The 23700-nt window shown below is 64.1% G+C and carries 26 protein-coding genes and 1 pseudogene; 13 read left to right on the top strand and 14 right to left on the bottom strand.

Going from position 1 to position 23700, the window contains the following annotated elements:
• Positions 1-159: 159 nt before the first annotated feature.
• The 4 genes from V1294_RS19365 to V1294_RS19350 all read right to left on the bottom strand — a co-directional run bounded on the left by V1294_RS19365 (position 160) and on the right by V1294_RS19350 (position 3873).
• Entirely contained in the window at positions 160-783 is a 624-nt protein-coding gene (locus V1294_RS19365; protein WP_334499391.1) for a glutathione S-transferase family protein, read from the bottom strand.
• 176 nt (positions 784-959) lie between these two features.
• Positions 960-2174 carry an MFS transporter gene (locus V1294_RS19360; protein ID WP_334499388.1) on the bottom strand — a complete coding sequence of 405 codons (1215 nt, stop codon included), beginning with the start codon at positions 2172-2174 and terminating at the stop codon, positions 960-962.
• Positions 2175-2294: 120 nt separating this feature from the next.
• Positions 2295-2555 (bottom strand): Atu4866 domain-containing protein, encoded by a 261-nt coding sequence (locus V1294_RS19355; protein WP_442895455.1) that lies wholly within the window; start codon positions 2553-2555, stop codon positions 2295-2297.
• A gap of 256 nt (positions 2556-2811) precedes the next feature.
• On the bottom strand, positions 2812-3873 hold the full coding sequence (locus tag V1294_RS19350; protein ID WP_334499384.1) for an aldo/keto reductase: 1062 nt from the start codon (positions 3871-3873) through the stop codon (positions 2812-2814).
• A gap of 99 nt (positions 3874-3972) precedes the next feature.
• On the opposite strand from V1294_RS19350, the gene V1294_RS19345 reads away from it, so the two are divergent.
• The 11 genes and pseudogenes from V1294_RS19345 (at position 3973) to V1294_RS19295 (ending at position 14585) form a co-directional block, all read left to right on the top strand.
• Positions 3973-4884, top strand: a complete 912-nt coding sequence (locus V1294_RS19345; protein ID WP_334499382.1) for a LysR family transcriptional regulator — start codon at positions 3973-3975, stop codon at positions 4882-4884.
• Positions 4885-4956: 72 nt separating this feature from the next.
• A complete protein-coding gene (locus V1294_RS19340) occupies positions 4957-5421 on the top strand; it encodes an Rrf2 family transcriptional regulator (RefSeq protein WP_334499380.1) in 465 nt (154 codons plus the stop codon).
• The gene (locus tag V1294_RS19335) at positions 5411-6112 is read left to right on the top strand and encodes a class I SAM-dependent methyltransferase (protein ID WP_334499377.1); all 702 of its coding nucleotides are present in this window, start codon (positions 5411-5413) and stop codon (positions 6110-6112) included. The genes V1294_RS19340 and V1294_RS19335 overlap by 11 nt, the downstream gene beginning before the upstream one ends.
• A gap of 188 nt (positions 6113-6300) precedes the next feature.
• Entirely contained in the window at positions 6301-7692 is a 1392-nt protein-coding gene (locus tag V1294_RS19330; RefSeq protein WP_334499375.1) for an SWIM zinc finger family protein, read from the top strand.
• Positions 7685-9097, top strand: a complete 1413-nt coding sequence (locus V1294_RS19325; RefSeq protein WP_334499373.1) for a DUF5691 domain-containing protein — start codon at positions 7685-7687, stop codon at positions 9095-9097. Before V1294_RS19330 ends, V1294_RS19325 begins: the two co-directional genes overlap by 8 nt.
• Positions 9094-10173, top strand: a complete 1080-nt coding sequence (locus V1294_RS19320; protein ID WP_334499371.1) for an ATP-binding protein — start codon at positions 9094-9096, stop codon at positions 10171-10173. Before V1294_RS19325 ends, V1294_RS19320 begins: the two co-directional genes overlap by 4 nt.
• Before the next feature lie 4 nt (positions 10174-10177).
• Positions 10178-11623, top strand: a pseudogene (locus tag V1294_RS19315) (DUF5682 family protein); the annotation flags it as partial.
• Positions 11624-11726: 103 nt separating this feature from the next.
• Positions 11727-12404, top strand: coding sequence for a DUF5682 family protein (locus tag V1294_RS19310; protein WP_334499370.1), 678 nt, complete (start codon positions 11727-11729; stop codon positions 12402-12404).
• Positions 12401-13579 carry a VWA domain-containing protein gene (locus V1294_RS19305; protein WP_334499369.1) on the top strand — a complete coding sequence of 393 codons (1179 nt, stop codon included), beginning with the start codon at positions 12401-12403 and terminating at the stop codon, positions 13577-13579. The genes V1294_RS19310 and V1294_RS19305 overlap by 4 nt, the downstream gene beginning before the upstream one ends.
• An 80-nt stretch (positions 13580-13659) precedes the next feature.
• Complete coding sequence (locus V1294_RS19300; protein ID WP_334481303.1) at positions 13660-14094, top strand: antitoxin Xre/MbcA/ParS toxin-binding domain-containing protein; 435 nt, start codon at positions 13660-13662, stop codon at positions 14092-14094.
• Between the two features lie 2 nt (positions 14095-14096).
• Positions 14097-14585, top strand: a complete 489-nt coding sequence (locus V1294_RS19295; RefSeq protein WP_334499368.1) for an RES family NAD+ phosphorylase — start codon at positions 14097-14099, stop codon at positions 14583-14585.
• A 66-nt stretch (positions 14586-14651) separates the two neighbouring features.
• On the opposite strand, the gene V1294_RS19290 is transcribed toward V1294_RS19295, so the two are convergent.
• On the bottom strand, positions 14652-15494 hold the full coding sequence (locus V1294_RS19290; protein ID WP_334499367.1) for a helix-turn-helix transcriptional regulator: 843 nt from the start codon (positions 15492-15494) through the stop codon (positions 14652-14654).
• Positions 15495-15666: 172 nt separating this feature from the next.
• Between V1294_RS19290 and V1294_RS19285 the strand changes: the two genes are divergently transcribed.
• Together V1294_RS19285 and V1294_RS19280 are read left to right on the top strand one after the other, a co-directional pair.
• Positions 15667-16134, top strand: a complete 468-nt coding sequence (locus V1294_RS19285) for a hypothetical protein (protein WP_334499366.1) — start codon at positions 15667-15669, stop codon at positions 16132-16134.
• Between the two features lie 95 nt (positions 16135-16229).
• On the top strand, positions 16230-16727 hold the full coding sequence (locus tag V1294_RS19280; RefSeq protein ID WP_334481307.1) for a peptide deformylase: 498 nt from the start codon (positions 16230-16232) through the stop codon (positions 16725-16727).
• A gap of 489 nt (positions 16728-17216) precedes the next feature.
• Here V1294_RS19280 and V1294_RS19275 read toward each other — a convergent pair whose 3' ends face one another.
• The 9 genes from V1294_RS19275 to V1294_RS19235 form a co-directional block, all read right to left on the bottom strand.
• Positions 17217-17945, bottom strand: coding sequence for a class I SAM-dependent methyltransferase (locus V1294_RS19275; RefSeq protein ID WP_334499365.1), 729 nt, complete (start codon positions 17943-17945; stop codon positions 17217-17219).
• Positions 17946-17984: 39 nt separating this feature from the next.
• Complete coding sequence (locus V1294_RS19270) at positions 17985-19406, bottom strand: amidase (RefSeq protein WP_334499363.1); 1422 nt, start codon at positions 19404-19406, stop codon at positions 17985-17987.
• 111 nt (positions 19407-19517) lie between these two features.
• Positions 19518-19880: an ArsR/SmtB family transcription factor gene (locus V1294_RS19265; protein ID WP_334481313.1), complete on the bottom strand. Its 363-nt coding sequence runs from the start codon at positions 19878-19880 to the stop codon at positions 19518-19520.
• Positions 19880-20542, bottom strand: coding sequence for an SRPBCC family protein (locus V1294_RS19260; protein WP_334499359.1), 663 nt, complete (start codon positions 20540-20542; stop codon positions 19880-19882). Before V1294_RS19260 ends, V1294_RS19265 begins: the two co-directional genes overlap by 1 nt.
• Before the next feature lie 904 nt (positions 20543-21446).
• Positions 21447-22163 carry an O-antigen ligase family protein gene (locus V1294_RS19255; protein WP_334499357.1) on the bottom strand — a complete coding sequence of 239 codons (717 nt, stop codon included), beginning with the start codon at positions 22161-22163 and terminating at the stop codon, positions 21447-21449.
• Positions 22100-22624 carry a hypothetical protein gene (locus tag V1294_RS19250; protein WP_334499355.1) on the bottom strand — a complete coding sequence of 175 codons (525 nt, stop codon included), beginning with the start codon at positions 22622-22624 and terminating at the stop codon, positions 22100-22102. The genes V1294_RS19255 and V1294_RS19250 overlap by 64 nt, the downstream gene beginning before the upstream one ends.
• A gap of 13 nt (positions 22625-22637) precedes the next feature.
• A complete protein-coding gene (locus tag V1294_RS19245) occupies positions 22638-23021 on the bottom strand; it encodes a hypothetical protein (RefSeq protein ID WP_334481318.1) in 384 nt (127 codons plus the stop codon).
• The gene (locus tag V1294_RS19240; protein ID WP_334499353.1) at positions 23022-23276 is read right to left on the bottom strand and encodes a hypothetical protein; all 255 of its coding nucleotides are present in this window, start codon (positions 23274-23276) and stop codon (positions 23022-23024) included.
• Positions 23273-23563 carry a hypothetical protein gene (locus V1294_RS19235; RefSeq protein ID WP_334481320.1) on the bottom strand — a complete coding sequence of 97 codons (291 nt, stop codon included), beginning with the start codon at positions 23561-23563 and terminating at the stop codon, positions 23273-23275. Before V1294_RS19235 ends, V1294_RS19240 begins: the two co-directional genes overlap by 4 nt.
• Positions 23564-23700: the final 137 nt, after the last annotated feature.

Raw genomic sequence — 23700 nt, 5'->3', positions numbered from 1 at the left:
GTCGTCCCGCCCTACCCAGCCCGTCGTCCCTTGCGCCGGGGTTGCTCCCAATCCGCTGTCATTCCGGGGCGATGCGAAGCATCGAACTATGGTGCGCAATTGCGCACCTGAGAATCTCGAGATTCCGGGTTCGCTTCGCGCCCCGGAATGACTGCCCCCTCACGCAAACCGGTACGGGCCGCCCTTTTCGATGCTCCGCTGGAACGCTGGCCGGGCGTGCATCCGTCCCACCCAGGCCGCCAGGTTCGGGTATGGCTCCAATTTCCCGAACACTTTTGCCATCTCGCCGACAAAGCTCATCTGGATGTCGGCGCCGGTCAGCGACGGGCCGACAAAGAACTCCCGCCCCTTCAGCGCGCCGTCGACATAGCCGAGATGGTTGGCAAGTTCGCTGTCGATGCGCGGATGCAGCGGCGCGCCAGCTTCCTTCAGCCGGGACACGTAGAGGTTCAGCATCAGCGGCAGCATCGCCGAACCCTCGGAGTAATGCAGCCACTCGTTATAGGCTTCGTAGTCGGCGCTTCCCGGCGCCGGCATCATCGCGCCCTTACCGTAGCGGCGGATGATGTAATCGACGATGGCGCCGGATTCGGCGATCGTCGTGTCGCCGTCGTTGATGACGGGCGACTTGCCGAGCGGATGGATCTTTGCAAGTTCGGGTGGCGCCAGCCGGGTCTCGGCGTTGCGCTGATAACGCTTGATCTCGTGAGGCGTGCCCAGTTCTTCCAGCAGCCACAGAACTCGCTGCGAGCGGGAGTCGTTGAGGTGATGAAGCGTGAGCATCAGGGTTTCCTCGGGCTTTTGTTGGATGGGCCGAAGCCAAACCTGTCATTGCGAGCGCAGCGAAGCAATCCATACCTCAACGCGGGGATAGATGGATTGCTCCGTCGCTGCGCTCCCTTGCGCAAACGCTTCGCGTTTGTCGCAGGCAATGACGGCTGTGGCATCGTGTGACACCCTCACGCCGGCGCCGGCGCAGCGGCCCGTGCCACCGGCATCGGCCGGAACGTCAGGATGATCAGGAACGCGCCGAGCCCCATGATCCACGAGCCGATATAGAGCCAGGCGTAGCTGGCAAACGTATCGTAGATCAGACCGCCGGCGAGCGGGCCCGTCGCCATACCGAGGCTGCCGGCCATCGCAGTGCCGCCGATCACGGTGCCCATCATCCGCAGCGGAAAGTTTTCGCGCACCAGAACCGCGTAGAGCGGCATGGTGCCGGCATAGATGAAACCGAACAGCGCCGCGACGGTATAGAACGCGGCGAGCTCGCGCACGAAGACATAACCGAGCGCGCCGAACGCCTGCGCCAGCAAGCCGAACACGAGTATGCGCTTGGCGCCGAAGCGATCGCCGAGCAGGCCGAAGGCGATGCGCCCGCCCATCCCGGCGAGGCCTTCCACGCTGTAGATGGTGACGGCTGCGATCATCGGGATGCCGCAACTGATGGCGTAGCTCACGGTATGGATGATCGGGCCCGAATGCGTGGCGCAGCAGAAGAAGTTTGTCAGCAGCAGGATGATGAACTGCGGCGAGCGCAGCGCCTGCGCGAGCGTCATGTCCGGTTGCGACGGATCGCTGGATGGCGCGGGCGCCCCGCTCTCGAGCGCGGGCGCGCGGCGCACCAGCAGCGAGACCGGGATCATAATCGCGGCGACGACGAGGGCCACGATCTGCATCGAGGTCCGCCAGTCGTGGTTCGAGACCAGCCATGCCGCCAGCGGCGACATCGTCATCGGCGCCATGCCCATGCCGGCCGAGACCAGCGACACCGCGAGGCTGCGATGGGTATCGAACCAGCCGGTGACGCACGCCATCATCGGCGCGAAGATCGCAGCAATGGCGCAGCCGACCAACAGCCCGAAGACGAATTGAAATACAACCAGCGATGTCGCAAGGCTGGCCAGCCCGAGACTGACCGCCAGCACGACCGATCCGGTCAACACCACCGGCAGCGGCCCAAATCGGTCGGACAAGGTGCCCCAGATCATGCTGGAGAAGGCCATGGCGAGAAAGCCGATGGTCATGGCGCTGGATATGCCGGTCACCGACCAGCCGGTATCCCGCGCAATCGGCTGCAAAAACACCGGCAACGAAAACATGCCGCCGATTGCGACGCAGCCGAGCAAGCCCCCGGCCGCGACAATGACCCAGCGATAGCGAGAATTTTCCATTCCTGATCTCCACCCGTAACTCTCTCTAGGTGGAAGACGAACGGGATGGGCCGGAACCGACGGGCCGAGCTGCCGCCAGCTCACTTTTTTGCGAGGTCGTTGGACGGGGTAGCGAAAGCGTCAGAACACCGACTGGCGCCGGAAGATCATGCCGCCGTGATGGAGGGTATTCTCGTCGACGAATTTGCCGTCAGCGGTAAAGCCGGTGTCGTCCCAATAGTCGATGTGATTGCCCTTGATCTCATATCGCCCTTGATAGGCGCTCGCGCGCGTGCCGCGGGCTTCATCGTAGCGACCGTTCGGAAGAAGCTCATGGCGAATGTGGCCGCCATCGGTCACCCACATGCCAACATAGCTATGCCGCGTCATTTCTTTCTCCATGGACTGCTGCGCGCGTTTGCTACCTGTTGGACCCTCGCTGGATGCGATCGTCATCGATGGTCCGATGACACAAATCGATCCCAGTATCACGACAGATATCGTAACTGGTCGGTACTTCATCTCGTTCTCCTCCGGTGATCGGCCGCCGTCTTGCTTCTAAGGTGCAGGAATGCGCCGCAGGACATCTTCGTATGGGGCGAGGTCGGGAAAGGCCGTTACGTCAGTCGCCTTTTCTGTTCTCTTCCTTCTTTTACGTTCAATCCCGCCGGGCGACGGATGCGCCGCCAAAGATGAGCTGCTGAACCATGGGACGGCCTACGAAGCGGCCGGGAAAGATCGGATCCGGCGCGCTCGCCTGATTGAGCCGATCGAGATGCTCAGCCGAAAGTGCGACCTCGAGGGCGCCGAGATTGTCTTTCGCCTGGGCCAATGTGCGCGCCCCCATGACAGGCGACGTGACCGCGGGGTTCGCGAGCGTCCAGGCGATGGCTACCTGCGACGGGGTCGCGCCGATCTCTTCGGCCACGGCGCGCGCGACATCGGCAACTTCGATCGACCACGCATTGAGATGGCCGGACGATGCAATGACGCCCTTGCGCGTCATTGCGACGCTCGCGTCGCGCGAGTCCGCGACATCGGACCGGGCGTACTTGCCGGTCAGCACGCCACCGCCGAGCGGCGACCAGGGCGGCACGCCCATACCGAGCGCGGCGGCCATCGGAATCAGCTCATGCTCGACCGTCCGCTCGATCAGGCTGTACTCGATCTGCAGCGCCACGAAGGGTGACCAACCGCGCATATCGGCTGACGTCTGCATCTGGGAGATACGCCAAGCCGGCGTATTGCAGATGCCGACATAGTGAATTTTGCCCGAGCGCACGAGATCATCGAGCCCGCGCATCACTTCGTCGGGCTGTGTGGTCATGTCCCAGCTGTGCAGGTGGAACAGGTCGATGCGGTCGGTGTCGAGCTGCCGCAGGCTCTGCTCCACCGAACGCAGCATGTTGAGCCGATGGTTGCCGCCTGAATTCGGGTTGCCCGGCTCGCGCGCCATGGTGAATTTGGTCGCGAGCACGAGGCGGTCGCGCTTGTCCTTGATGAATTCGCCGACGATGCGTTCAGAGGCGCCATCGGTGTAGTTCACGGCCGTATCGATGAAGTTGCCGCCCTGATCAACGTAGAGATCGAAGATCCTGCGCGCCTCGCCCGCATCGGCGCCCCAACCCCAATCCTGGCCAAAGGTCATCGCGCCGAGCGCGATCGGGGATACACGCAGGCCGGACCGGCCAAGCAGACGGTAATGATCAAGGGACGTCATTGTCTTTGCCTCCAACTCATGTCGAAGGCGGACATACGACAAGGCGACATGTGAAACAATTTGCCCAATCGTAACCAGCTTGGTAAGCTATACTAACCAATGGCATTGGATCTGAATCTTGTTGCTGTTTTCCTTGCGGTCGCAGAGGCGAAGAGCTTTCGCGGCGCGGCCGAGCGGCTGGGGGTAACCCGATCCGCGGTGAGCCAAGCCATTCGACGCATGGAAGACCGGATGGGCGTCGCCCTCGTCCAGCGGACGACGCGCAGCGTCAGCCTCACCGAGGCCGGTGTCCAGTTGCACGAGCGTGTCGCACCGGCGATTGCGGAAGTCGAACACGCACTCGATACCGCCCAGGACCGGGATGCCAAGCCAACAGGGCAGCTACGGCTCGCCGTCTCCTCGATCGCCGAGCGTTTCATCTGCGGACCGCTGCTTGCGAGTTTCACGCACGCTCATCCCGCTGTGCAGATCGACATCACCGTGACTGACGAGGAATTCGATATCGTAGCTGAGGGCTACGATGCCGGCGTTCGGCTCGGCGAAGTCATCGAGCAGGACATGATTGCCGTGCCGGTCTCGGGCGATCAGCGCCAGATGGTGGTGGCCGCACCGTCCTACGTGAAGCGTTTCGGAGCGCCATCTCACCCGGCCGAGCTTGCGCGGCACTGCTGCATCGGCTGGCGACCGGCGCCGGAGGTGGCGCCGTATCGCTGGGAGTTTGAGGAGAGCGGCCGCGAATTCGACGTCGCGGTAAACCCCAGGATCACGACCAATGACATGTGGGTCATGCTGCGGACCGCCTGCGCCGGCGGCGGTCTGACGTTCGGCATGGAGGAGACTTTCAGACCCTACATCGAGCGAGGGGAGCTGGTGCCGCTGCTGGAGCGGTACTGCCCGCCCTTCCAGGGCTTCTTCCTCTATTTCGCGGACCGCCGAAATCTTCCGCCGAAGCTGCGCGCGCTGGTCGACCATGTGCGATATCGCCCTGCGTCAGGCCGGCGCAAGAAGTAGGACGTCACGTCATTTTCTTCCGCGTTGCCGAGTGTCTTGACCGGCGGCCATTCATGTAATACCGATAGTTACATGAAACGGGACAGTCGATTGTCAGGCGTGCTCCACGTCCTGCTCCACATGGCCGAGCGCGATGCGCCGGTGACATCAGAGGTGCTGGCAAAGGCCATGGATACCAATCCGGTGGTGATCCGGCGGATCATGTCCGGGCTGCGCGATCAGGGCTATGTGCGATCGGAGAAAGGGCATGGCGGCGGATGGTCCCTCGCCTGCGACCTCGCGAAATTATCGCTGCGCGATATCTATGAGGCCCTCGGTCACCCCTCGCTGTTCGCGGTGGGAAACCGAACGGAAGCGCCGGGCTGTCTTGTCGAGCAGGCCGTCAATGCCGCGCTCGACCGGGCTTTCGATGACGCGGAGGCGCTGCTGCTGTCGCGCCTGGGCGACGTGATGCTTGCGATGCTGAGCGCCGACTTTCAAAAGCGCCTGGGCGACCGGCGCAACCGCCATCGTCTGGAGACCGCCCATGCATCGTGACACAGCCGTCCAGCCCTGGCTGGCCCACTTCTCCGATCCCGAGGCGGTGCGGCATTATGCGGATGGGCCGCCGCGCTTCGTGCCCGGGTTTGCGGACCTTCACCGCATGACCCGCATCTTGCTGGCGGAACAGGTTGCGCAAGATGCGCGGGTGCTGGTGCTTGGCGCCGGTGGCGGCCTGGAATTGAAGGCATTGGCGGAGGCCGAGCCTCGCTGGAGCTTCGTTGGCGTCGATCCCGCTCTGGCGATGCTGAAGCTCGCCGAGCAGACCCTCGGGCCATTCAACGCGCGCGTGGAACTGCAGCAGGGTTACATCGATGATGCGCCCGACGGGCCGTTCGATGCCGCCACCTGCCTGCTCACGTTTCATTTCCTCGATGCCGACGAACGGCGGCGGACTGCAAGGGAAATCCACCGGCGGCTCAGGCCCGGCGCGCCCTTTGTGGTGGCCCATTCCAGTTTTCCGCAAGCCGACGCTGAGCGTGCGCGGTGGCTGTCGCGCTATGCCGCTTATGCGATCGCCTCCGGCGCCGATCCGGACCTGGCCAACAATGCGCGTGCCGCAGTCGACGCAAACCTGAACCTGTTCAGCCCGGAACAGGACGCGCAAATTCTGCGTGAGGCCGGATTCAGGGATGTGGAGTTGTTCTACGCCGCTTTTACCTGGCGCGGCTGGCTTGCAAATGCGTAAAGCAGGGACTGAACGGATCGGAAAAACAGGGCGGCGATAGCCCGTTGGGAATAACTGAACATTCGGGACAGGTGTTGCCCCTGTCACACGCGCGCCGTTCTTGACGATGGCACCGACATGGGGCGTTCATTGTCCCCCGATATATCCCGTTATATACTGCCTATTCTGGATTCGGTCGGGATTACTGCGTGGCGATTGATCTGAAAGCAATCGAGCAACTCGCCACCGATCAATCCTCGCTCAAGGCGGCGGCGGGGCTCGCCAAGCCCGCCAAATGGTCGGGCGTCGGCGTGAGCCATGACGGCGCGCTGGTCTGGGGCGAATGCGCGGGCTCCGGCGCCAATCCCTATCGCGTGATGGCCGATCTGCGCGATCTCGGCAACAAATGCACCTGCCCGTCGCGAAAATTCCCATGCAAGCACGTACTCGGCCTGTTGTGGCTGAAGGCGGAGGCGGTAATGCCGTTTGCCCCGGCCGATACGCCTGCCTGGGTCAGCGATTGGCTCGGCCGGCGGCGCGCCGGCGCCGGCACACCCAAAGCGCCGCCCAGCGTTGCACCATCCGCCGCCAAGGATTTGCGCGCCGCGCAGCAGACCGAACCGGAGGTGGTCGAGGACCCGAAGGACGCAGCGCGTCGTGAAGTTGCGGCGGCCAAGCGAAGCGAGGATACCGAGCGCGCGATTTTTGATGCGCTCGATGCGCTCGAACAATGGATCGGCGACCAACTGCGCATGGGCCTTTCCGCGTTTGTCGACGACGTGACCGCGCGTTGCCGGCGGATCGCGGCGCGGCTGGTCGACGGCAAGGCAGCCGTACTGGCCGGGCGGATCGACGAGTTGCCGGGCCGGCTCCTCGCGCTTCCGCCGGGCGACCGGCCGCGCGGCGCGGTGGTCGAACTCGGCAAGCTGGTGCTGCTCGCGCGCGCCTTCCGCACCACGCCGCGCGATGCCGAGATTCGGCGCGCGGTTGCGGCCTCGGAAACCCGCGAGGCGGTGCTTACCAATCCGCAGACGCTGCGCGTGAACGCGCGCTGGGAAGTGCTCGCCGAACAGGTGCAGACACGGCGCGACGGATTGGTGTCGCAGACCACTTGGCTGCTCAGTCTCAATAATGATGGCCCCCGCTTTGCGATGCTGCTCGACTTTTTCCCGGCGAGTGTGGGCCGCCGCGGGTCAGTGTTTACGCCGGGCGAACGGTTTCAGGGCGAGCTGGCATTCTATCCGTCCCGGCAGCCGCTGCGCGCCTTGCTCGTCGCGCGCGCAGCCGCAAAGGACGCGGCCAATCCGGAATGGCCGACACCGGAGACGGCGCTCGCGGATAGCTTGACGGGTCCCCTGCTCGCCGAGCCATGGACGATCGAAATTCCGGTGCTGCTGCCGGCAGGGCGGATCGCGCTCGACGACGCCGGACATCCGTGGTGGCGGTCGGCCGATGGCGCGAGCACGCTGCCGGTCGCGGGCAGCGCTGAAGGTCTGTTGTGCGGCACCGATCTGAAACGCACGGCCGCGATCTGGTCCGGCAACCGGCTGACGATCCTGGCCGCGCAAACTTCATGGGGGCGCGTCAGCGGCCATGGCTGAGGCGATCTACGATGCGATGGGTTCGGTCCTGACGCGCTGGACCATGGGATCGGCCGCCGCGCCCGCCGCCGCGGTATGGAGTGCGGAGCTTGGCACTGAACCCACTGAAGCGGAGCTGCGCCTGCTGGCGCTATCGGGGCAGTTCCTCGGTGTCGCGGTGACGGCCGAGCCGCCGGAGCTGCGCGTGTTGCCCGATATTCCCGCGCTCGCGCTGCCGACCGTGCCCGAGGCGTTGCGCCCGCTCGTGCATCGCATCCTCAACGCATTCAAGGAGACGCAGCGCAAGACCGAGCTGCTCGACTTCCTCGCCGCGCGCGGCTGGACCACGCATCCCGCAGAATGGATGCCGACGGCGAATGACGAGGACGCGCCCGACGTCTACGCGCCGTGGCGCGACTGGGCCGGGATCGCGGCATCCAACAGCGTGGTGCGACGGCAGGTCGGGGACCGGCTCACCGCTGACAATTGGGAGGACTTTTGGCCGGCGGCGCGCAAGGTGGCGCTGACCGAACTCAGGCGTCGCGATCCTGAAGTGGCCCGCGCCGTGTTGGAGGCCAAACTCGCCAGCGAGAATGCGGACGTGCGACTGCCCCTGCTTTCATTGCTGGCAACGGGACTATCGGAAGCCGATATTCCCTTCCTCGAGGGCATCGCGGCGAACGATCGCGCGCCAAAGGTCAAGGCGCTGGCGGCATCGCTGCTGGCCCGGCTCAGCCGCGGCCCGACGGTCGGCGAGGATATCGCCGAACTCGCCGGCTTCTTCTCGGTGAAGATGAAGGGCCTGCTGCGCCGCTCGCGCGTGATCCAGTTCGAAAACGTCAAGACGCCGGCACAAATGCACCGCCGGGCGGCGCTGCTTGAGAGTGCTGACATCGCTTCGCTCGCGCGGGCGCTCACGCTGACCCCACAGGAGCTGGTCGACGCCTGGAATTGGGACGTGGATCGACAGGCCGACGCCGCCTTGATGAGCCTTGTCGCGCGCACCGGAACGGACTCGCTGGTCGCCCAGACCGCCGAAGCCGCGAGCCAATGCAATGCGAGCGCCTTCCTTGCCACGCTGACACCTCGTCTCGTGCCCGGGCAGCGATCTGAACTCGCTGAGAAGGTTTTGCGCACGCGCGGCTTCAGCTTTGACGTGGCGAAGACCATTGCGGGCGGCACGGCGCGGCTGGAGAATCCAATGACCGCACCGGCAGGCACCGCGCTGCTTGCGGCGCTCCGGCGCGACGATGCAAAACCTTCCGATGAGCTCACAGAGCTCTTTGCGCTCGGCCTGATCGCCTCGCGCGCAGCCGCGCGTCAGGCGCTGGAACGGTTGAACGGCGCAGGGCTGCTGCAGGGCGACCCACGCCTCGACATGCTGCGGCTCAACGCCGCGTTGGACGACAATGGAGCAGAACCATGAGCGAGAAACTACGGTTGCCCGCCGAGGAGAGCTATGCGGCCGAGCTGAAGGCGCTCGCCGCCGGCGACAGCGGGTCTCGCCCGCCGGGCTGGGCGCTCTCGCCACGGGTTGTCGTGACCTATCTGATGGGCGGCAAAACCAGCAACGGCACGATCATCACGCCGAAATATGTCGGCGACAAGCGGCTGATCGAGACCGCCGTCGCGACGCTTGCCACCGATCGCGCGCTCTTGCTGCTCGGCGTGCCCGGCACGGCCAAGTCGTGGGTATCGGAACATCTCGCCGCCGGCATCACCGGCGATTCGACGCTCGTCATCCAGTGCACGGCGGGCACCGACGAGAACCAGATCCGCTATGGCTGGAACTATGCGCAGTTGCTCGCGCACGGGCCGCGCCGTGAGGCGCTGGTCCCTACCCCGCTGATGCGCGCGATGGAGGGTGGCAAGCTCTGCCGTTTCGAGGAACTGACACGCATGGGCAGCGACGTGCAGGACACGCTGATCACCGTGCTTTCCGAGAAGATGATGCCGGTCCCGGAGCTCAACACCGCCGTCTATGCGCAGCGTGGGTTCAACATTATTGCCACCGCCAACAACCGCGACAAGGGCGTCAACGAATTGTCCTCGGCGTTGAAGCGCCGATTCAACGTCGTCGTGCTGCCGCTGCCCGACAATGCCGCGCAGGAGGTCGAGATCATCATCAAGCGCGTTGGCGAGATGGCGCAAAGCCTTGATCTGCCGGCGCCAAAGAACGTCGCCGACGAGGTGGCGCGGGTGGTAGCGATTTTCCGTGAGCTGCGTTCCGGCGCGACCGAGGACGGCAAGATCGCGCTCAAATCGCCCTCGGGCGGGCTTTCGACTGCGGAAGCAATCGCAGTGATGATCGGCGGCATCAGCCAGGCGACCTTCTTCAACGACGGCAAGCTGACGCCTGAGACGCTCGCCGCCAACATGCTCGGCGCCGTGGTGAAGGACCCGGTGCAGGATACGGCCGTGCTCGGCGAATATCTCGAAACCGTGCTGAAGAAGCGGCGTGGGTTCGAGGGCTATTACGCATCGCTGACCGACCTGATCTGAGACCATGACGGGCCAGGTCTTCCTGTTCGGCATTCGCCACCACGGGCCGGGATCGGCGCGGCGGCTGGTGCAGGCGCTTGACGACCTCAAGCCATCAGCGGTGCTGATCGAGGGGCCCTCGGAAGCATCGGAGCTATTGCCGATGCTTGCCGACCCTGACATGGCGACGCCGGTGGCGTTGCTGATCTATGCCGAGGACAACCCGGCCAACGCCAGCTTCTTTCCCTTTGCCGAGTACTCGCCGGAATATCAGGCCGCGCGCTGGGCGGTACGCCACGGCACAGCATTGCGCTTCATCGACCTGCCGGCATCGGACCGCCTGGGCGTCGCCGGCGGCGGCATCGAGGACGAGATGGCGGCGAGCGCCGATGACGATCCGATCAGCCGCGATCCGATCGGCGTGCTGGCGACGGCGGCGGGCTACGACGACGGCGAATCCTGGTGGTCCGACGTGATCGAGGAAAATCCCGCCTCGGGCCCGGTGTTCGCCGCGGTCGCCGATGCGATGACGGCGCTGCGCGCGGAATCGAAATCGCTCTCGCCCCGCGAAGCCGCGCGTGAGGCGCATATGCGGATCGAGATCGCGAAGGCCGCAAAGGAATGCGACGGCGCGATCGCGGTGGTGTGCGGCGCCTGGCATGTGCCGGCGCTTGCGGAGCGCCGCAGCCTCGCGGCCGATCGCGAATTGCTCAAGGGGCGGCCGAAGGCGAAGATCAAGGCGACCTGGGCGCCGTGGACCGCCCCGCGGCTGGCGCGCGCAAGCGGCTATGGCGCGGGCGTGGTCGCGCCCGGCTGGTGCGCGCATCTGTGGGCAACGCGCGACAGCGCCGATCGCGGCGCGGTGTGGCTTGCCAGGGTCGCGTATGTCCTGCGCGACCGCGGGCATTTCGTCTCGACCGCCTCGGTGATCGAGGCGCAGCGGCTCGGCACCGCGCTGGCCGCGCTTCGCGACCGCCCCGCGCCCGGCTTCGAGGAATTGCGCGAAGCCGCGATCGCCTGCCTGTGCGGCGGCGAGCGCGCGCTCTGGAACGATGTCGCAGCCGAGCTCTTGATCGGCTCGGGCGTAGGATCGATCCCCGCCGCGACGCCCCTCGCGCCGCTGCTCGAGGACCTGCAGCGCCAGCAGAAGGCTACACGTCTCAAGCCCGAGGCGCTGGAGCGGGCGCTGACGCTCGACCTGCGCAGCGAAAGCGGATTGACGCGCTCGACGCTGTTGCACCGACTGAACGCGCTCGACGTGCCCTGGGGACGACTGACCGACGCCGGACGCAGCCGCGGCACCTTTCGCGAAAACTGGCAGTTGCGCTGGGAGCCTGAGTTCGCGGTGCAGCTTGTCGAGAAGCTGATCTACGGTTCGACCATTGCGGAAGCCGCCGGCGGCCGCCTGATGGAAGCGATGCGCAGCGCTACAGAACTCGGCGCGCTGGCAACGCAGGTGCGCAACGCGATGATCGCCGATCTGCCGCGCGCGACCGAATTCGGCATCGCCGCGCTGGAGGAGAAGGGCGGCGCTCACCAGCGACTGCGAAGCCCTGCTCGCCGCGCTGCCGCCGATGGCCGACATCCTGCGCTATGGCGAGGCGCGCGCCGGCACCGTCGAGCATCTAGCGACGTTGATGCCGCGCATCGTCGTGCAGGCCGCGCTCGCCCTGCCCTACGCCGCGCGCAATCTGGATGCGGCTGCGGCGGGCAAGCTGCGCGGCGCGATCCTCGCCGCCGACAGCGCGATACAACTTGCCCAGCTCGAAGCGGACGTGGTGGCCGGCTGGCGCGACGCGCTGCAGGCGCTGCTGCGCGACGGTCAGGCAACGCGGCTTGTCGCCGGCACCGCCGCGCGGCTGCTCTATGAGGTCGAACTGCTTACCGCCGGGCAAGCCTCCGACCTGCTGGCACGGATGCTGTCGCCGGGCACGCCGGTCGCTGAAGCGGCCGGCTTCTTCGAGGGCTTCTTCGAAGGCGCCGGCCAGCGGCTGATCCACGACGCAGCGCTGCGCGGCGCGGTCGACGCCTGGCTCATGGCGCTCGACAAAGAGGCGTTCACCGCCAACCTGCCGCTGTTCCGCCGGGTGTTCTCGGCGCTCGATCCCGCCGAACGGCGGCGGCTGATGGACGCGCTGTTCGAACGCCGCGGCGGCGCCAAGGGCTATCGCCTGATCGCGGGCGCGGCGGATATCTGGCCAAAGCATCAGGCACGGGTGATCGAACTTTTGAAATCCGGAGCGGCGCGATGAGCGAGACCGACGAACGCAATCGCCGCTGGACGCTCGCGCTCGGTGTCGACCCTGATGCCGAGAGCGGCTTTGCGCTGTCCGACAGTGACCGCCGCATGTCCGACGCACTGACGGCGCTTTATGGCGACGGCGATGACGCGCCCAAGAAAGGCCGCGGCGGCCTCGGCGGATCGGCGCCGCGCGTCGCGAAATGGCTGGGCGACATCCGTGAATTTTTTCCCGCGCCCGTGGTGCAGGTGATCCAGAAGGACGCATTCGAGCGCAAGGGCTTGCGCCAGATGCTGATCGAGCCGGAATTCCTCGCCACCGTCGAGGCCGACGTCAACCTGATCGCCGACCTGGTCTCGTTGCGCGGCGTGATGCCGGACAAGACCAAGGAGACCGCGCGGATCGTGATCGCCAAGGTGGTCAAGGAGTTGATGGAGCGGCTGGAGCGGCGCACGGCGGATGCGATCCGCGGCGCGCTGAACCGGTCGCAACGCACCAACCGCCCGCGCTTTTCCGATATCGACTGGCCGCGCACTATCAAGGCCAATCTCCGCCACTATCAGGCCGAGCATCGCACTGTAGTCCCCGAGCGGCTGATCGGCTTCCTGCGCCAGCAGCGGCGCATCGTCGATCTCGAAGAGGTGGTGCTGTGCGTCGACCAGTCGGGATCGATGGCGACGTCGGTCGTCTATGCCTCGATCTTTGCGGCCGTGATGGCGTCGCTGCCTGTTGTCGCGACCAAGCTGGTGTGCTTCGACACCGCAATTGTCGACCTGACCGAGGAACTGGCCGATCCCGTCGAGGTGCTGTTCGGCGTCCAGCTCGGCGGCGGCACCGACATCAACCGCGCGGTCGCCTATTGCGAGGAGCGGATCGAGCGGCCGACCAAAGCGCATCTGATCCTGATCACCGACCTCTATGAAGGCGGCAACGCCGACGCATTGGTCGACCGGCTGGCGCGGTTGTCGGTGCGCGGCGTCAACGTGATCGTGCTGCTGGCGCTGACCGATACCGGGCGCCCCTCCTATGATCCTGCTCTGTCGGCCAAGGTCGCAGCCCTCGGCATCCCCGTGTTCGCCTGCACGCCCGATCAGTTTCCGGACCTGATGGCGACCGCGCTGAAGCGCGAGGACGTCGCCGGGTGGGCCGCCGACCAGGACATCAAGCTGATCCGGCCTGAGGCGTAGCGAGCCCGCCCGCGGCAAAGGGGCACCTTGACCTCGCCTCACATGAGGCATATCTTTGCCTCAACTGATGCGAGGGTTTCATGGGCTACCAGGCCGCAACCGCCGCCGAACTGCTCGGCGTCAAACCGAAGAACACCGAGACGACGCTGACGCTGGCCTACTCCGTCGAGAAGGGCCTGCCGGTCTCGGCACTGGACAAGTTCGCTGACCGTGTCAGCCCGAACGATGTCCGCCGCTTCACCTATCGGATCGTGCCCAAGCCGACGCTGGAGCGCAGGCGCAAGCACAAGCAGCTCCTGACCATCGAGGAAAGCGACCGCCTCGCGCGCGTCGCCAAGGTGTTCGCCTTCGGGATCGACGTGTTCCGTGACGAAGCCAAGGTCCGCGACTTTCTCGAGCGTCCGCACCCGATGCTGGACAACAACGCTCCGCTCGAAGTGGCGCTTGCGACCGGCCCTGGCGCCGATGCGGTGATCAACCTGATGGGCCGGGCGGCGTATAGCGGCGGCGTCTAGGCGTGCAGAAGACCGATCGCGTTCTGAAATGCTATCGCATCGGGGACCCGAACGGCGCCTTCCCGATCTATGATGCCGAAGGCGCCCGCCTGTATCCCGGACGCTGGAATACGCATGCGAGCCCGGCCATCTACGCCTCGGAGCACTATTCCACCGCGCTCCTGGAAAAGCTGGTGCACACCAACCTGGTGATGCCCGCCAACCAGCACTTCATCGAGATCACGATTCCAAACGGCGTCTCGTATGAAATTTTCCAGACCGCGGCGCATCCCGGCTGGGATTCGCGCAACGAGGCGATCTGCAAGACCTTCGGCCAGGGATGGTACGAGGAGAAGCGTTCGGCGCTCCTGCTCGTCCCCTCCATCCCGGCGCGGCTGGAGCGCAACTTTCTGATCAACCCGGCTCACCCCGACGCCAGGGGCATCACGCACACTTTGCCCGAGCCGGTGTGGTGGGATCAACGGCTTTACGGGGCGGTAACCGGCTCATAGGGCGAAACGTATCGTGCCGGTCACATCCGATTTGGCGGAATACGCTACGCTATTCCACCCTGCGAGCTAAGTCGCGAACAGCTGAGCGTTGGCGCTGGGCACGTTGTCGAGCTGGAGCTGCTCCCGCACCATGCTTCTCACAATCTCAATTGTCCTGGCATCGGCAGGAAACAGCATTTCCAACGCAAGCTCGGCCAACGTCACGTCGTTAGGAGTGCCGAAAACGGTCACGGTATTGAGGAATGACACCGTGCCAAGGCGCGTCGCGATACGAAGCGGCGTTGCCAGATGCTGCGTAGCCTCGAAGCCGGCGAGCGGTTCGGAATTGGGCGGCACGGGATAGGCCGCTATTTCTGCATGCAACCGCTGAATCGCCGGATCCGCCCCCGTCTCGATCTGCTGGCGAAGGACACTCAGTGAATGCACGCGCCATTGCGCGAAATTCACGATGCGCGGCCCCATTCCGGCTGGATGCAGGATGAGACGCATGGCGTTGACAGGCTTGCGCAGGAGTTCCGCCGAACAACCTTCGTAAAGTTGCGGAAGCGCCGAATTCGACAGCACGACGTTCCAGTGCCGATCGACCGCGAACGCCGGATACGGCCTGTGAGCGCTCAGCACAGTATCAATGGCGCTCTTTGCCGCCTCCAGTTCCTCCAGCGCGCGCTCCTGGAAAGCGGGAGCGAAGCTTGCGGCGAGAAGCAGCTTGTTCTGATCGCGAAGCGGGAGATCCAGGTGCCCGGCAAGTCGCATGATCATTTCACGGCTGGGCTGCGACTTTCCGGTCTCAAGACACGACAGATGCCTGGTCGAGCTCTCCGCTGCGTGTGCGAGGTCGGCCTGCGTCATGCGCCGCCGCTCGCGCCAACGCCGAAGCAGGATGCCGAAAGGAAGCTGATAGGCACTCATCGCGCGAATCTAGCGTCCGACCCGGCTGTTCTCAATGACCTCAGAGGTCAAGTTGGCTGCGCGGAACCTCCGCTTTTTGACCTCTGGGGTCATCGATTTCGGCTGACGTTCAAGCGAATGCTGATGCGGGGCTTTGGTTCGAACTTGAGACCGCGAAACTTCGAGGTGGAACATGCCCAGGATTGATCACTACCTGCTCGCACTTCTGATGAGCGCAGTGCTTGCGATCCCTGCCCTCGCTCAGGACGCCAGATCGCCAATTGGAGAAAAATCAATGCTCGACCCACAGACGCTGGCCGATCGATACGTTGCCGTATGGAATGAAGCCGACGAGAAACGCAGGCGGGATGCCATATCGGCGCTTTGGGTGCCAAACGGCGAGCACTTCGTCGAAGGCCGGCAGGCCCGAGGCTATGAGGAGCTGGAGAAGCGGATCCGGGGATCACACGAAAAGAACGTCAGGGATAACGGCAACAGATTTCGCGCAGCGCCCGGCGCTCGCCGCCTGCACAATGTCATCACGTTCCATTGGGAGATGCTGCCCGCCAACGGTGACACCGTCCTGGTCAGGGGGTTGGAGTTTCTGATCATCGACGGCGAAGGCCGGATCCTCGTCGATTATCAGTTCTTCCCGGCTTAGGGCATGATCCGGAAAAGCCAGAGCGGGATGACGATTCGAAGAAAGATCATCCCGCGCCGGCCGGACACATTCCGCTCCCATGTGCCAACCGGATCATGACCATCCGCCCCATCGTCCGTTACCCCGACCCTCGGCTTGCGCTCCCGGCGCAGCCCGTCACCGTGTTTGACGGCGCGCTGCGCGACCTTGCGAGCGACCTGCTCGAGACGATGCACGCCGCGCCGGGGATCGGGATTACCGCGCCGCACATCGGCATCCCCCTGCGGCTCGTGGTGCTCGACCTCGACGCAACCGAGGGCGCGCGGACCTATGTCAATCCGGAGATTATCTGGGCATCATCAGAGACGATCCTGCATCGGGAGGGCAGCGTCTCGATGCCCGGGGTCAACGACGAGGTAAGTCGTCATGCGCGGGTCCGGATCAGCTATCAGGACGTCCACGGCAACCTGCAGACCGAGGAATCGGACGGGCTGCGCGCGGTCTGCCACCAGCACGAGATCGATCAGCTCAACGGCCTGTTCTGGATCAGACGGCTGTCCCGCCTCAGGCGCGAGCGGCTGATCAAGCGTTTTGAAAAGATGTCGCGCAGTTGAGATGAATGCGCCCCTCCGTTAAGATTACGTCTTAACTAATAATTAATTATGCCTTTGCGGGCACAAAAGGCTCGGCTTAGCGTCTTAGGAATGCTGCTCAGTAACCTACCAACGGGTGAGTGCCATGACCTATAGAACGACGTTAATCGCGTCCCTCGGTGTAGTCGCGCTTGTCATTGCCGCGAGCGAGGCATTTGCCGATCCGGGCGTAGCGCGCGGTGCAGGTGCAGGGATTGCTCCGGCGCGCCCGGGTTTCCCGTCATTCCCCCGATCGATGCATCATCACCATCACCGGGGCAGCGGCTTATGGGCGGGAGGCCCGGGGGTCTTCTATGGTCTAGCACCTGATACGGTCGACGAACCGGTGGTCGTGGCTCCGCCGCTAAAGCAATCAGACGACCTCCGTTACACGTGCGTGTATGATATTCCCTGGGATTACGTGCATCGTTGTCCGCAGTTTCGGTAGTAATTTTCGGAACATGGTGTGCCCTACGAGCTGGGCCCGACCTTGCGGCCCGAAACGCCCGTCGCACAGCCGAAGAAGTATTTTGAGAACTCCACCTCAAGCCCGTGGCTGCGCAACGTAGCCGCGATCCCAGCGGCGTTGCCGAAATTGGTGCTGTAGGTACCGATCATCGCAAAATCCTGTGCGCCGCGAAGCAGGATGCGCTCGATGAGCGGCAGAACCACCTTGAGATGAAGCAGGTACAGCGGACGAAGCCACCAGCCCTTGGGATCCGACGCCTCGATCATGGAAAAGACGCCGCCGGGTTTGAGCACACGCGCGATCAGGGCGGCGAGCCGCGCATGCTGCTCGGGATTGAATGTCTTCAGCCCGAACGTGGAGATGACGAAGTCCGCGCTCTCCGACGGCAGGTCGCTTGCCAGCACGTCATCCTCGATGAATTCGATCCGGTGGGCGCGGTGGGCGTGAAGCCGCTCCATGGCGCGGCGATGCATGCCGGAGGAGATATCGACGGCGGTGATTGATCCAATATCGTCAAAGCGCTTCAACAGATGCGGCCAGACCTCGCCGGTCCCCGCCATCAGATCATAGCCGCGCGCGCCGCCGGCCCCAGGCGACGGCATCGCCGCCACGCATTGCTGCCGCCAGCGCTCGGTGAAACCGAACGAGCAGATCAGGCTGAAGGTGATGTACCGATCCGAACAGCGATCGAAGACGGTCTTTACGAATTGCGGGTCGTAGATGTCGGTCATTCCGCTGCCTATCCCCCCACTGCCATTCGGTTATCCGGGCTATTGTTTGTCCTTGCGAGGAAGACCGCCCGCTGCAAGGCTCGGCCGCGCGCCGGTGGCGCAGGCCTGCTCGACGCAGCGGCTGGCGCGGAGGATGTTCTGCTCGCTGAACATCGGCCCCACGATCTGCAACCCGATCGGCAGACCCTCGACAAATCCGCAGGGCACCGAGGCTGCAGGCTGGCGGGTGAGGTTGAACGGCCATGTCAACGGCGTCCAATCGAACCATTGGGGAAAGCGCGTGGCGTCGGGCGTGTCGACGCCGGCCGCGAAAGCGGTGATGGGAACGGTCGGCGTCAGCAGCAGATCATAATCCCCGTGAAACAATTGCATCTTCTGGCTCAGCACGCGCATCTCGGCATAGGCCGCCTGCAATTGGATCGCGGAAATATTCTGGGCTGATATGACCAGCCGCAGCAGGCCCGGATCGAGCGCCGCCAGTTGCGCGCCATCGAAATCACGCACCAGTGCGGCATGCGATGCGCCCCAGATCACTTCCAGCGTATGCTGCGCACCGGAAAGATCGAGAGCAACACGCTGCACGTCAGCACCGGCCTTCACCAGCGCATCGATGGCCAGCTGCATGCCGGCCACGACGGCAGAATCGGCGACCGGGAAGCCGAGATCGGGCGACCATGCGATCCGCATCCCCGCCACGCCGTGGTCGAGGCCGCCGAGATAATCGATGCCGCGGTAGGGAATGGCGAAGGAATCGCGAACGTCCGGCCGCGTGAGCACGTTCAGCATCAGGGCGCTGTCAGCGACATCGCGCGACAGGCCGCCATAGACCGCGAGCGTGCCCATCGGCCCCGGAAAATTCGGCACCACGCCGTAGCTCGGCTTCAATCCGAACACGCCGCTGAACGCCGCCGGGATGCGGATCGAGCCACCGCCATCGCCGCCGGTGGCCAGCGGCACAACGCCTGCCGCCACCAACGCGGCCGAACCGCCGCTGGAGCCGCCGGGCGTGCGGGAAACATCCCAGGGATTACGCGTGATGCCGGTCAGGGGGCCATGCGTGATGCCCTTCCATCCGAATTCGGGCGTAGATGTCTTGCAGAAGAACACCGCGCCGGCCTCGCGCAGGCGGGCGACACCGGGCGTATCCTCCGTGCTCGGCACAGCTGGCGTCGCGTGCGAGCCAATGCGCGTCGGCCAGCCCGCGACATGCGCTGTATCCTTGATCGCGACAGGCACGCCGTCGAGCGGCCCGAGCGGCGCACCGCTGTGCCAACGTTCCGCCGACTCTGCGGCCAGACGCCGCCCCTGCGCTTCATCCAGCAGGCAGATGGCATTGAGAGCCGGATTGACCGTGTGCAGTTGCGCGAGAGTAGCTTCCAGCACATCGATCGGCGACAACTCACCCTTGGCGAAGCGCCGCGCCATCTCGTGGGCGGAAAGCCAGTTCGACTCGTCAGACATGCGGCGCGATCCAGGATGTGATGAAGCCTTCGAACATGCCACGACAGACAGCGGGCCGCAGCCCCTCGATCAGAATGGCAGGTCTGCCGCACCGCTCGTGCGCGATCTGACCTAAGCTCTCTTCCCAGTACGTTTGGTCATTGGTGCGTTACGCCGCTCCCGTTTGCCTCGCGCGATCTCGGTCGCCAGCGCGTCGAGCTTCGGTTCCCAGAAGCTCCTGAACTGACCGATCCATGCATCCACCGCCTGAAGCCCCGCAGCATCCACCGAATAAAGTCGTCTTTGCGCGTCCGCCCGGACCCGTGCAAAGCCGCTCTCGCGCAGCACCTTGAGATGCTGCGACACGGCGGCCTGCGTGATCCCGAACTCGGCTCCGATCGCCTCTACTACTTCACCGGACGCCATTTCCCGAGGGCCCAGCAGCTCAAGGATGCGACGGCGCACCGGATCGGAAAGGACTTCGAAGACGTGCATCAGCTTCCTGTGCCCGGGTGCGCCATATCAGGCGGAATCTCGCCGCGATAGAAAGCGATGGTCCGGTCTGACCGCTCTTTTGCCGAGGCCGGATCTACTCCGCTCGCGACATGCGCCGCGCGCCAAAACTCACCGCTTTGAGTCATGAACTCCTTGCCCTCTGGAGAGCCCATCCATGCCTCGGCGGTCTCATGGTCGACGGATGCCCCCGTCGCAAGATACCGCTCAAGCCCCGCAAGGGCGAGGTCCCAACCGATACCCACCGCGCCTGGACCGAACTGATTCCAATGATCCTCGATGATCGCGGTGTGTTCCAGCGTCAGCCGCGCCTTGTCGCGCTCTGCCGCCAGACTGACGTCGATCCAGCTCGTCGCACCGCCGAATTCCCACGTGGCTGCAAAATGATCAGGCGGCGTACACGCCGTGATAGTCCCGCCCGCATTCCCCTTGAGCTGGTACTTTCCGCCCAACTCAAGGTCTCCCTCGACCGGCAAAAACCAGCGCGGAATGCGTTCCTTGCTGGTCAATGCGTCCCAGAGGTCATCGACATCAGTGTCGTAAAGCCGTGTCAGCGTCACCGCGCTCGCGGCCTTCCCGTCCTTCTCAAAATTGCGCACTGAGCGCGTGACAAGCCCCAATACCCTGGCGACGTCGATCTCCATTCGGTCCTCCTTGTACTTTTCGGGCGATGAATACCGGCTTTAGCTTATATAAGTCAAGACCCTTAATACAGTCGAACATGCAACCGGTTGACAACCTTCGCCTCGTTGATGATGCGCGTTGCAGTCTCGCGAGGATTTTGCGTCGTCATTGCGAGCGAAGCGAAGCAATCCATCTTTCCGCGTATGAGGTGACAATGGATTGCTTCGCTGCGCTCGCAATGACGGGGATATGGTTCCGCGATCTCGCGGCGTATCTCGCCCGAGCTTTGCATCTTCTTTTGCCCTCCTCTTGTTCAGAGGGCGCAGGGAAGACCGGGTGCTTGCTGCACCCGCGGTCTCGTGTGCAAAAAGAACACGCACACGAGCATACAGGTACAGGCGGAGCATCCCGGCCTTCCCTGCGCAGTGGCTTTACGGCTTACTTCGTGCTCTTCCCGGAGAACGGCTCTTTTGCCTCCGTCATCGGCGGGACACCGCGCTCGATCCGATAGGATCGATGCGCAACCGCCAACTTAGCGCCAGCACCGCGACGCCCGAACCACACGACTTCGCCGTACGCGCCCCTCATCCGCCGTGAGACGGGCGGAGTTATGCGACTGATTTGGGTGAGAACGAAGCAGTATATTTTTGATTCCTGGCCTTGACACAATTTCGGAAAATCAGAATTAATTGCCCATCGTGCCCATTAGTCGCATGCGAAAACTCTTATTCGTCATTGCGGACGAAGCGAAGCAATCCACAGCGCCCTTGCCGAAGCGGAGGTCGATTGCTTGTCGGCAGGAACAAAACGCAGCTTCGGGGATAGTCTTCGGCTAGTTTGGTGCAATTCCGAGGATGTAGGCAAGGAGCGCGATGTGGATCGCCAGCCAGATGCGCGGGTGCCGCTCCTGGAACGACAGGCGTCTCATGCCGGCACCCTCCGGTGTGCGGCAGCCATGCCGAGGAAAGTGAACAGCAGGAATGCCCCGGTCAGGCCGCCGTGTGCCATTTCGAGCGAGGCAACGAAGACCAGCGCGGTCAGGGCAAAGCGGACTTGAGGAGAGTCCGCCGGGATCAGGCCGCCAAGCGCGGCAGCGACGAGGAGAATGACGAGCGTGCCGCCGAGAAAGCCGAACTCGATGATTGTCTGCAGCAGCGTGACGTGCGGGTAGGCCTTGAAGCAGGAGGCACGCTCGAACGAGGAGAGGCCGCCGCCAAAAATTCCGGCACCAGGGACAGCCTTCACCGCCTCCTTGAGGAGTGACTTCCTGATCGCGACCGAATTGTCGAGTTCGCCGCACTCGCCGGCCACCGGATTGGGTGGACGCCCAGGCACGGTATCGCCGGCACGTGCCGGGCTGAATATGTAATTTAGAAAGATGCCACTGGTCTGCGGTCGAACCGCAAGCCCGATGAGGACCGAAATGATCGCCGCGCCGAGGATCATCGCGATCGGCCGCCTTCGGTCCGATGGCGAGACAAAGAACGCAGCGACAAGAGCGAGCGCGAGCGCGACGAAGATGAACCGCACCTGCGACGCGGCGAAGATCACGAGCGGAGGCACCAGGATCGCGAGGATCAACCTGATGCGGCGCAGATCGCCATAGCAGGCGACCGCAAGCACGAGGAAGCCGAATGACATTGTGAAGACCGTCGCGATGCATGCGCGAAGCCGAAGACGATCGGCTTGCCATGCGGATCGTTCCATTGCGCGCCGAGCGCGAAGAAGGTTGCCACGGTGCCGAGCAGCGCAACGAGGCCCGTGATGCGATGGAAGAGGCCGAGCTTGCTGTCAGTCGGGATAAGGCGGCCAGCCGGGTAGGCGGCAAGCGCGAGCAGGAAGAGCGCCGCATCGCGCGGCGACGGCGGTATTCGGATCAAGGAGAAGATCGCGACGGCGGCAAACGCGGCGAAGAGGATGTCGACCAGGTTGATCTCGAACGCGCGGAAGCGACCGAGCAGGAAGAGTGCTACGACCGAACCGCCGATGACCGCGACGGTCAGCGCCGGCACGCCGCTGCTGCCGATCGCGCCGTTCAGGAGGATGAGGACCGAGCCGCTCGACACAAGCGTGGCGAACGGGATTTGCCAGCCAATCTTCACGAGAAGTATCCCCCTATTTTCCAACTATCCAGTATTGCCGACCGTTGACGCGCGGGTCTGAGCCGTCACTGGTGCGGAAACGAATGGCATATGAATCGACAAGCGAACCATTTTCCGTCGGGACCTTGTCCCAGATAGCCCCGAAATTCTCGCGAGGCAGCGGCGTCATATTCTCGTAAACAACAAACCGCGAAGTGTCAGGAAACCGAGCGGCCCGGAAGACATACGGCCTTACCGCATAATGATTCGGATGGTCGAACCAGAACCTGCCCAGCAATTCGACTACTTGGCCTGCCGGTCGCGGCGACGCGACATAATCCCGGTGAACGAAGATCGCGGCCGGCAGGTAGGCCGCGTAGATGCCGAGCGAAATGGCGATGATCGAGCGCGTTCTCATTTAATTGGTCTTCGTGCTTTTGATCTCGCCGATGTCCTCGCGGACCGAGAACTGGGTGATCTTGAAGCTCTGGGCAGTGGCATCGGCAATGCGCTGCGCCATTGCCTTGATGTCTTCGAGACGCTTCGGGTCGGCAGGGATCAGTGGGATCGGTCCCGTCGCGGCGAACCACGCCGGGATGCTCTCCTCATCGTCATCGCCTACGTCGGTGATCGCGTGAATCTCGGTGATGCGGAAACCGCGATAGTCGCTCATTGCGGCCGGCCCTTCCTATGGAAATACAGCGCGAGATCGGTCGCCGTGTTCGGCGTGATGATGTATTTTACACCCTCAGTCTTCCGGTGCTCCTCGATCTCCGGACGGATGCATTCGTCGCACACCCGTCGCGGCTTCTTCGGCGCGTGCGGCCTGAATTGAACCATGCGCCAGCATTTGCTGCAGGGAGCGACGAGGTTGTCCGGAAAGAGCAGCGGCGCTCCCTGCGGCGCGAGCCGGCACACGACGGCGTCGGACTCCTCGGGATCACTGGTGGTCCGTTGCACGTTTGCGAAAATGCTCAATGAGAATAGCGATATAGAGAATGTTATTAAGACCAAGGCCATTTCGCCGCGGCTCGGAAGCAATTTGGCGTAGTCAGCCCTGCAGCGCAGGCGAGATAGCATGAGATTGCACAATCAAG

The organism is Bradyrhizobium sp. AZCC 1678, from assembly GCF_036924765.1.
In the GTDB taxonomy this organism is placed as follows: domain Bacteria; phylum Pseudomonadota; class Alphaproteobacteria; order Rhizobiales; family Xanthobacteraceae; genus Bradyrhizobium; species Bradyrhizobium algeriense.
Note: the sequence above shows the minus strand (reverse complement) of the source record. Positions and strands in the feature narration are given on the sequence as shown.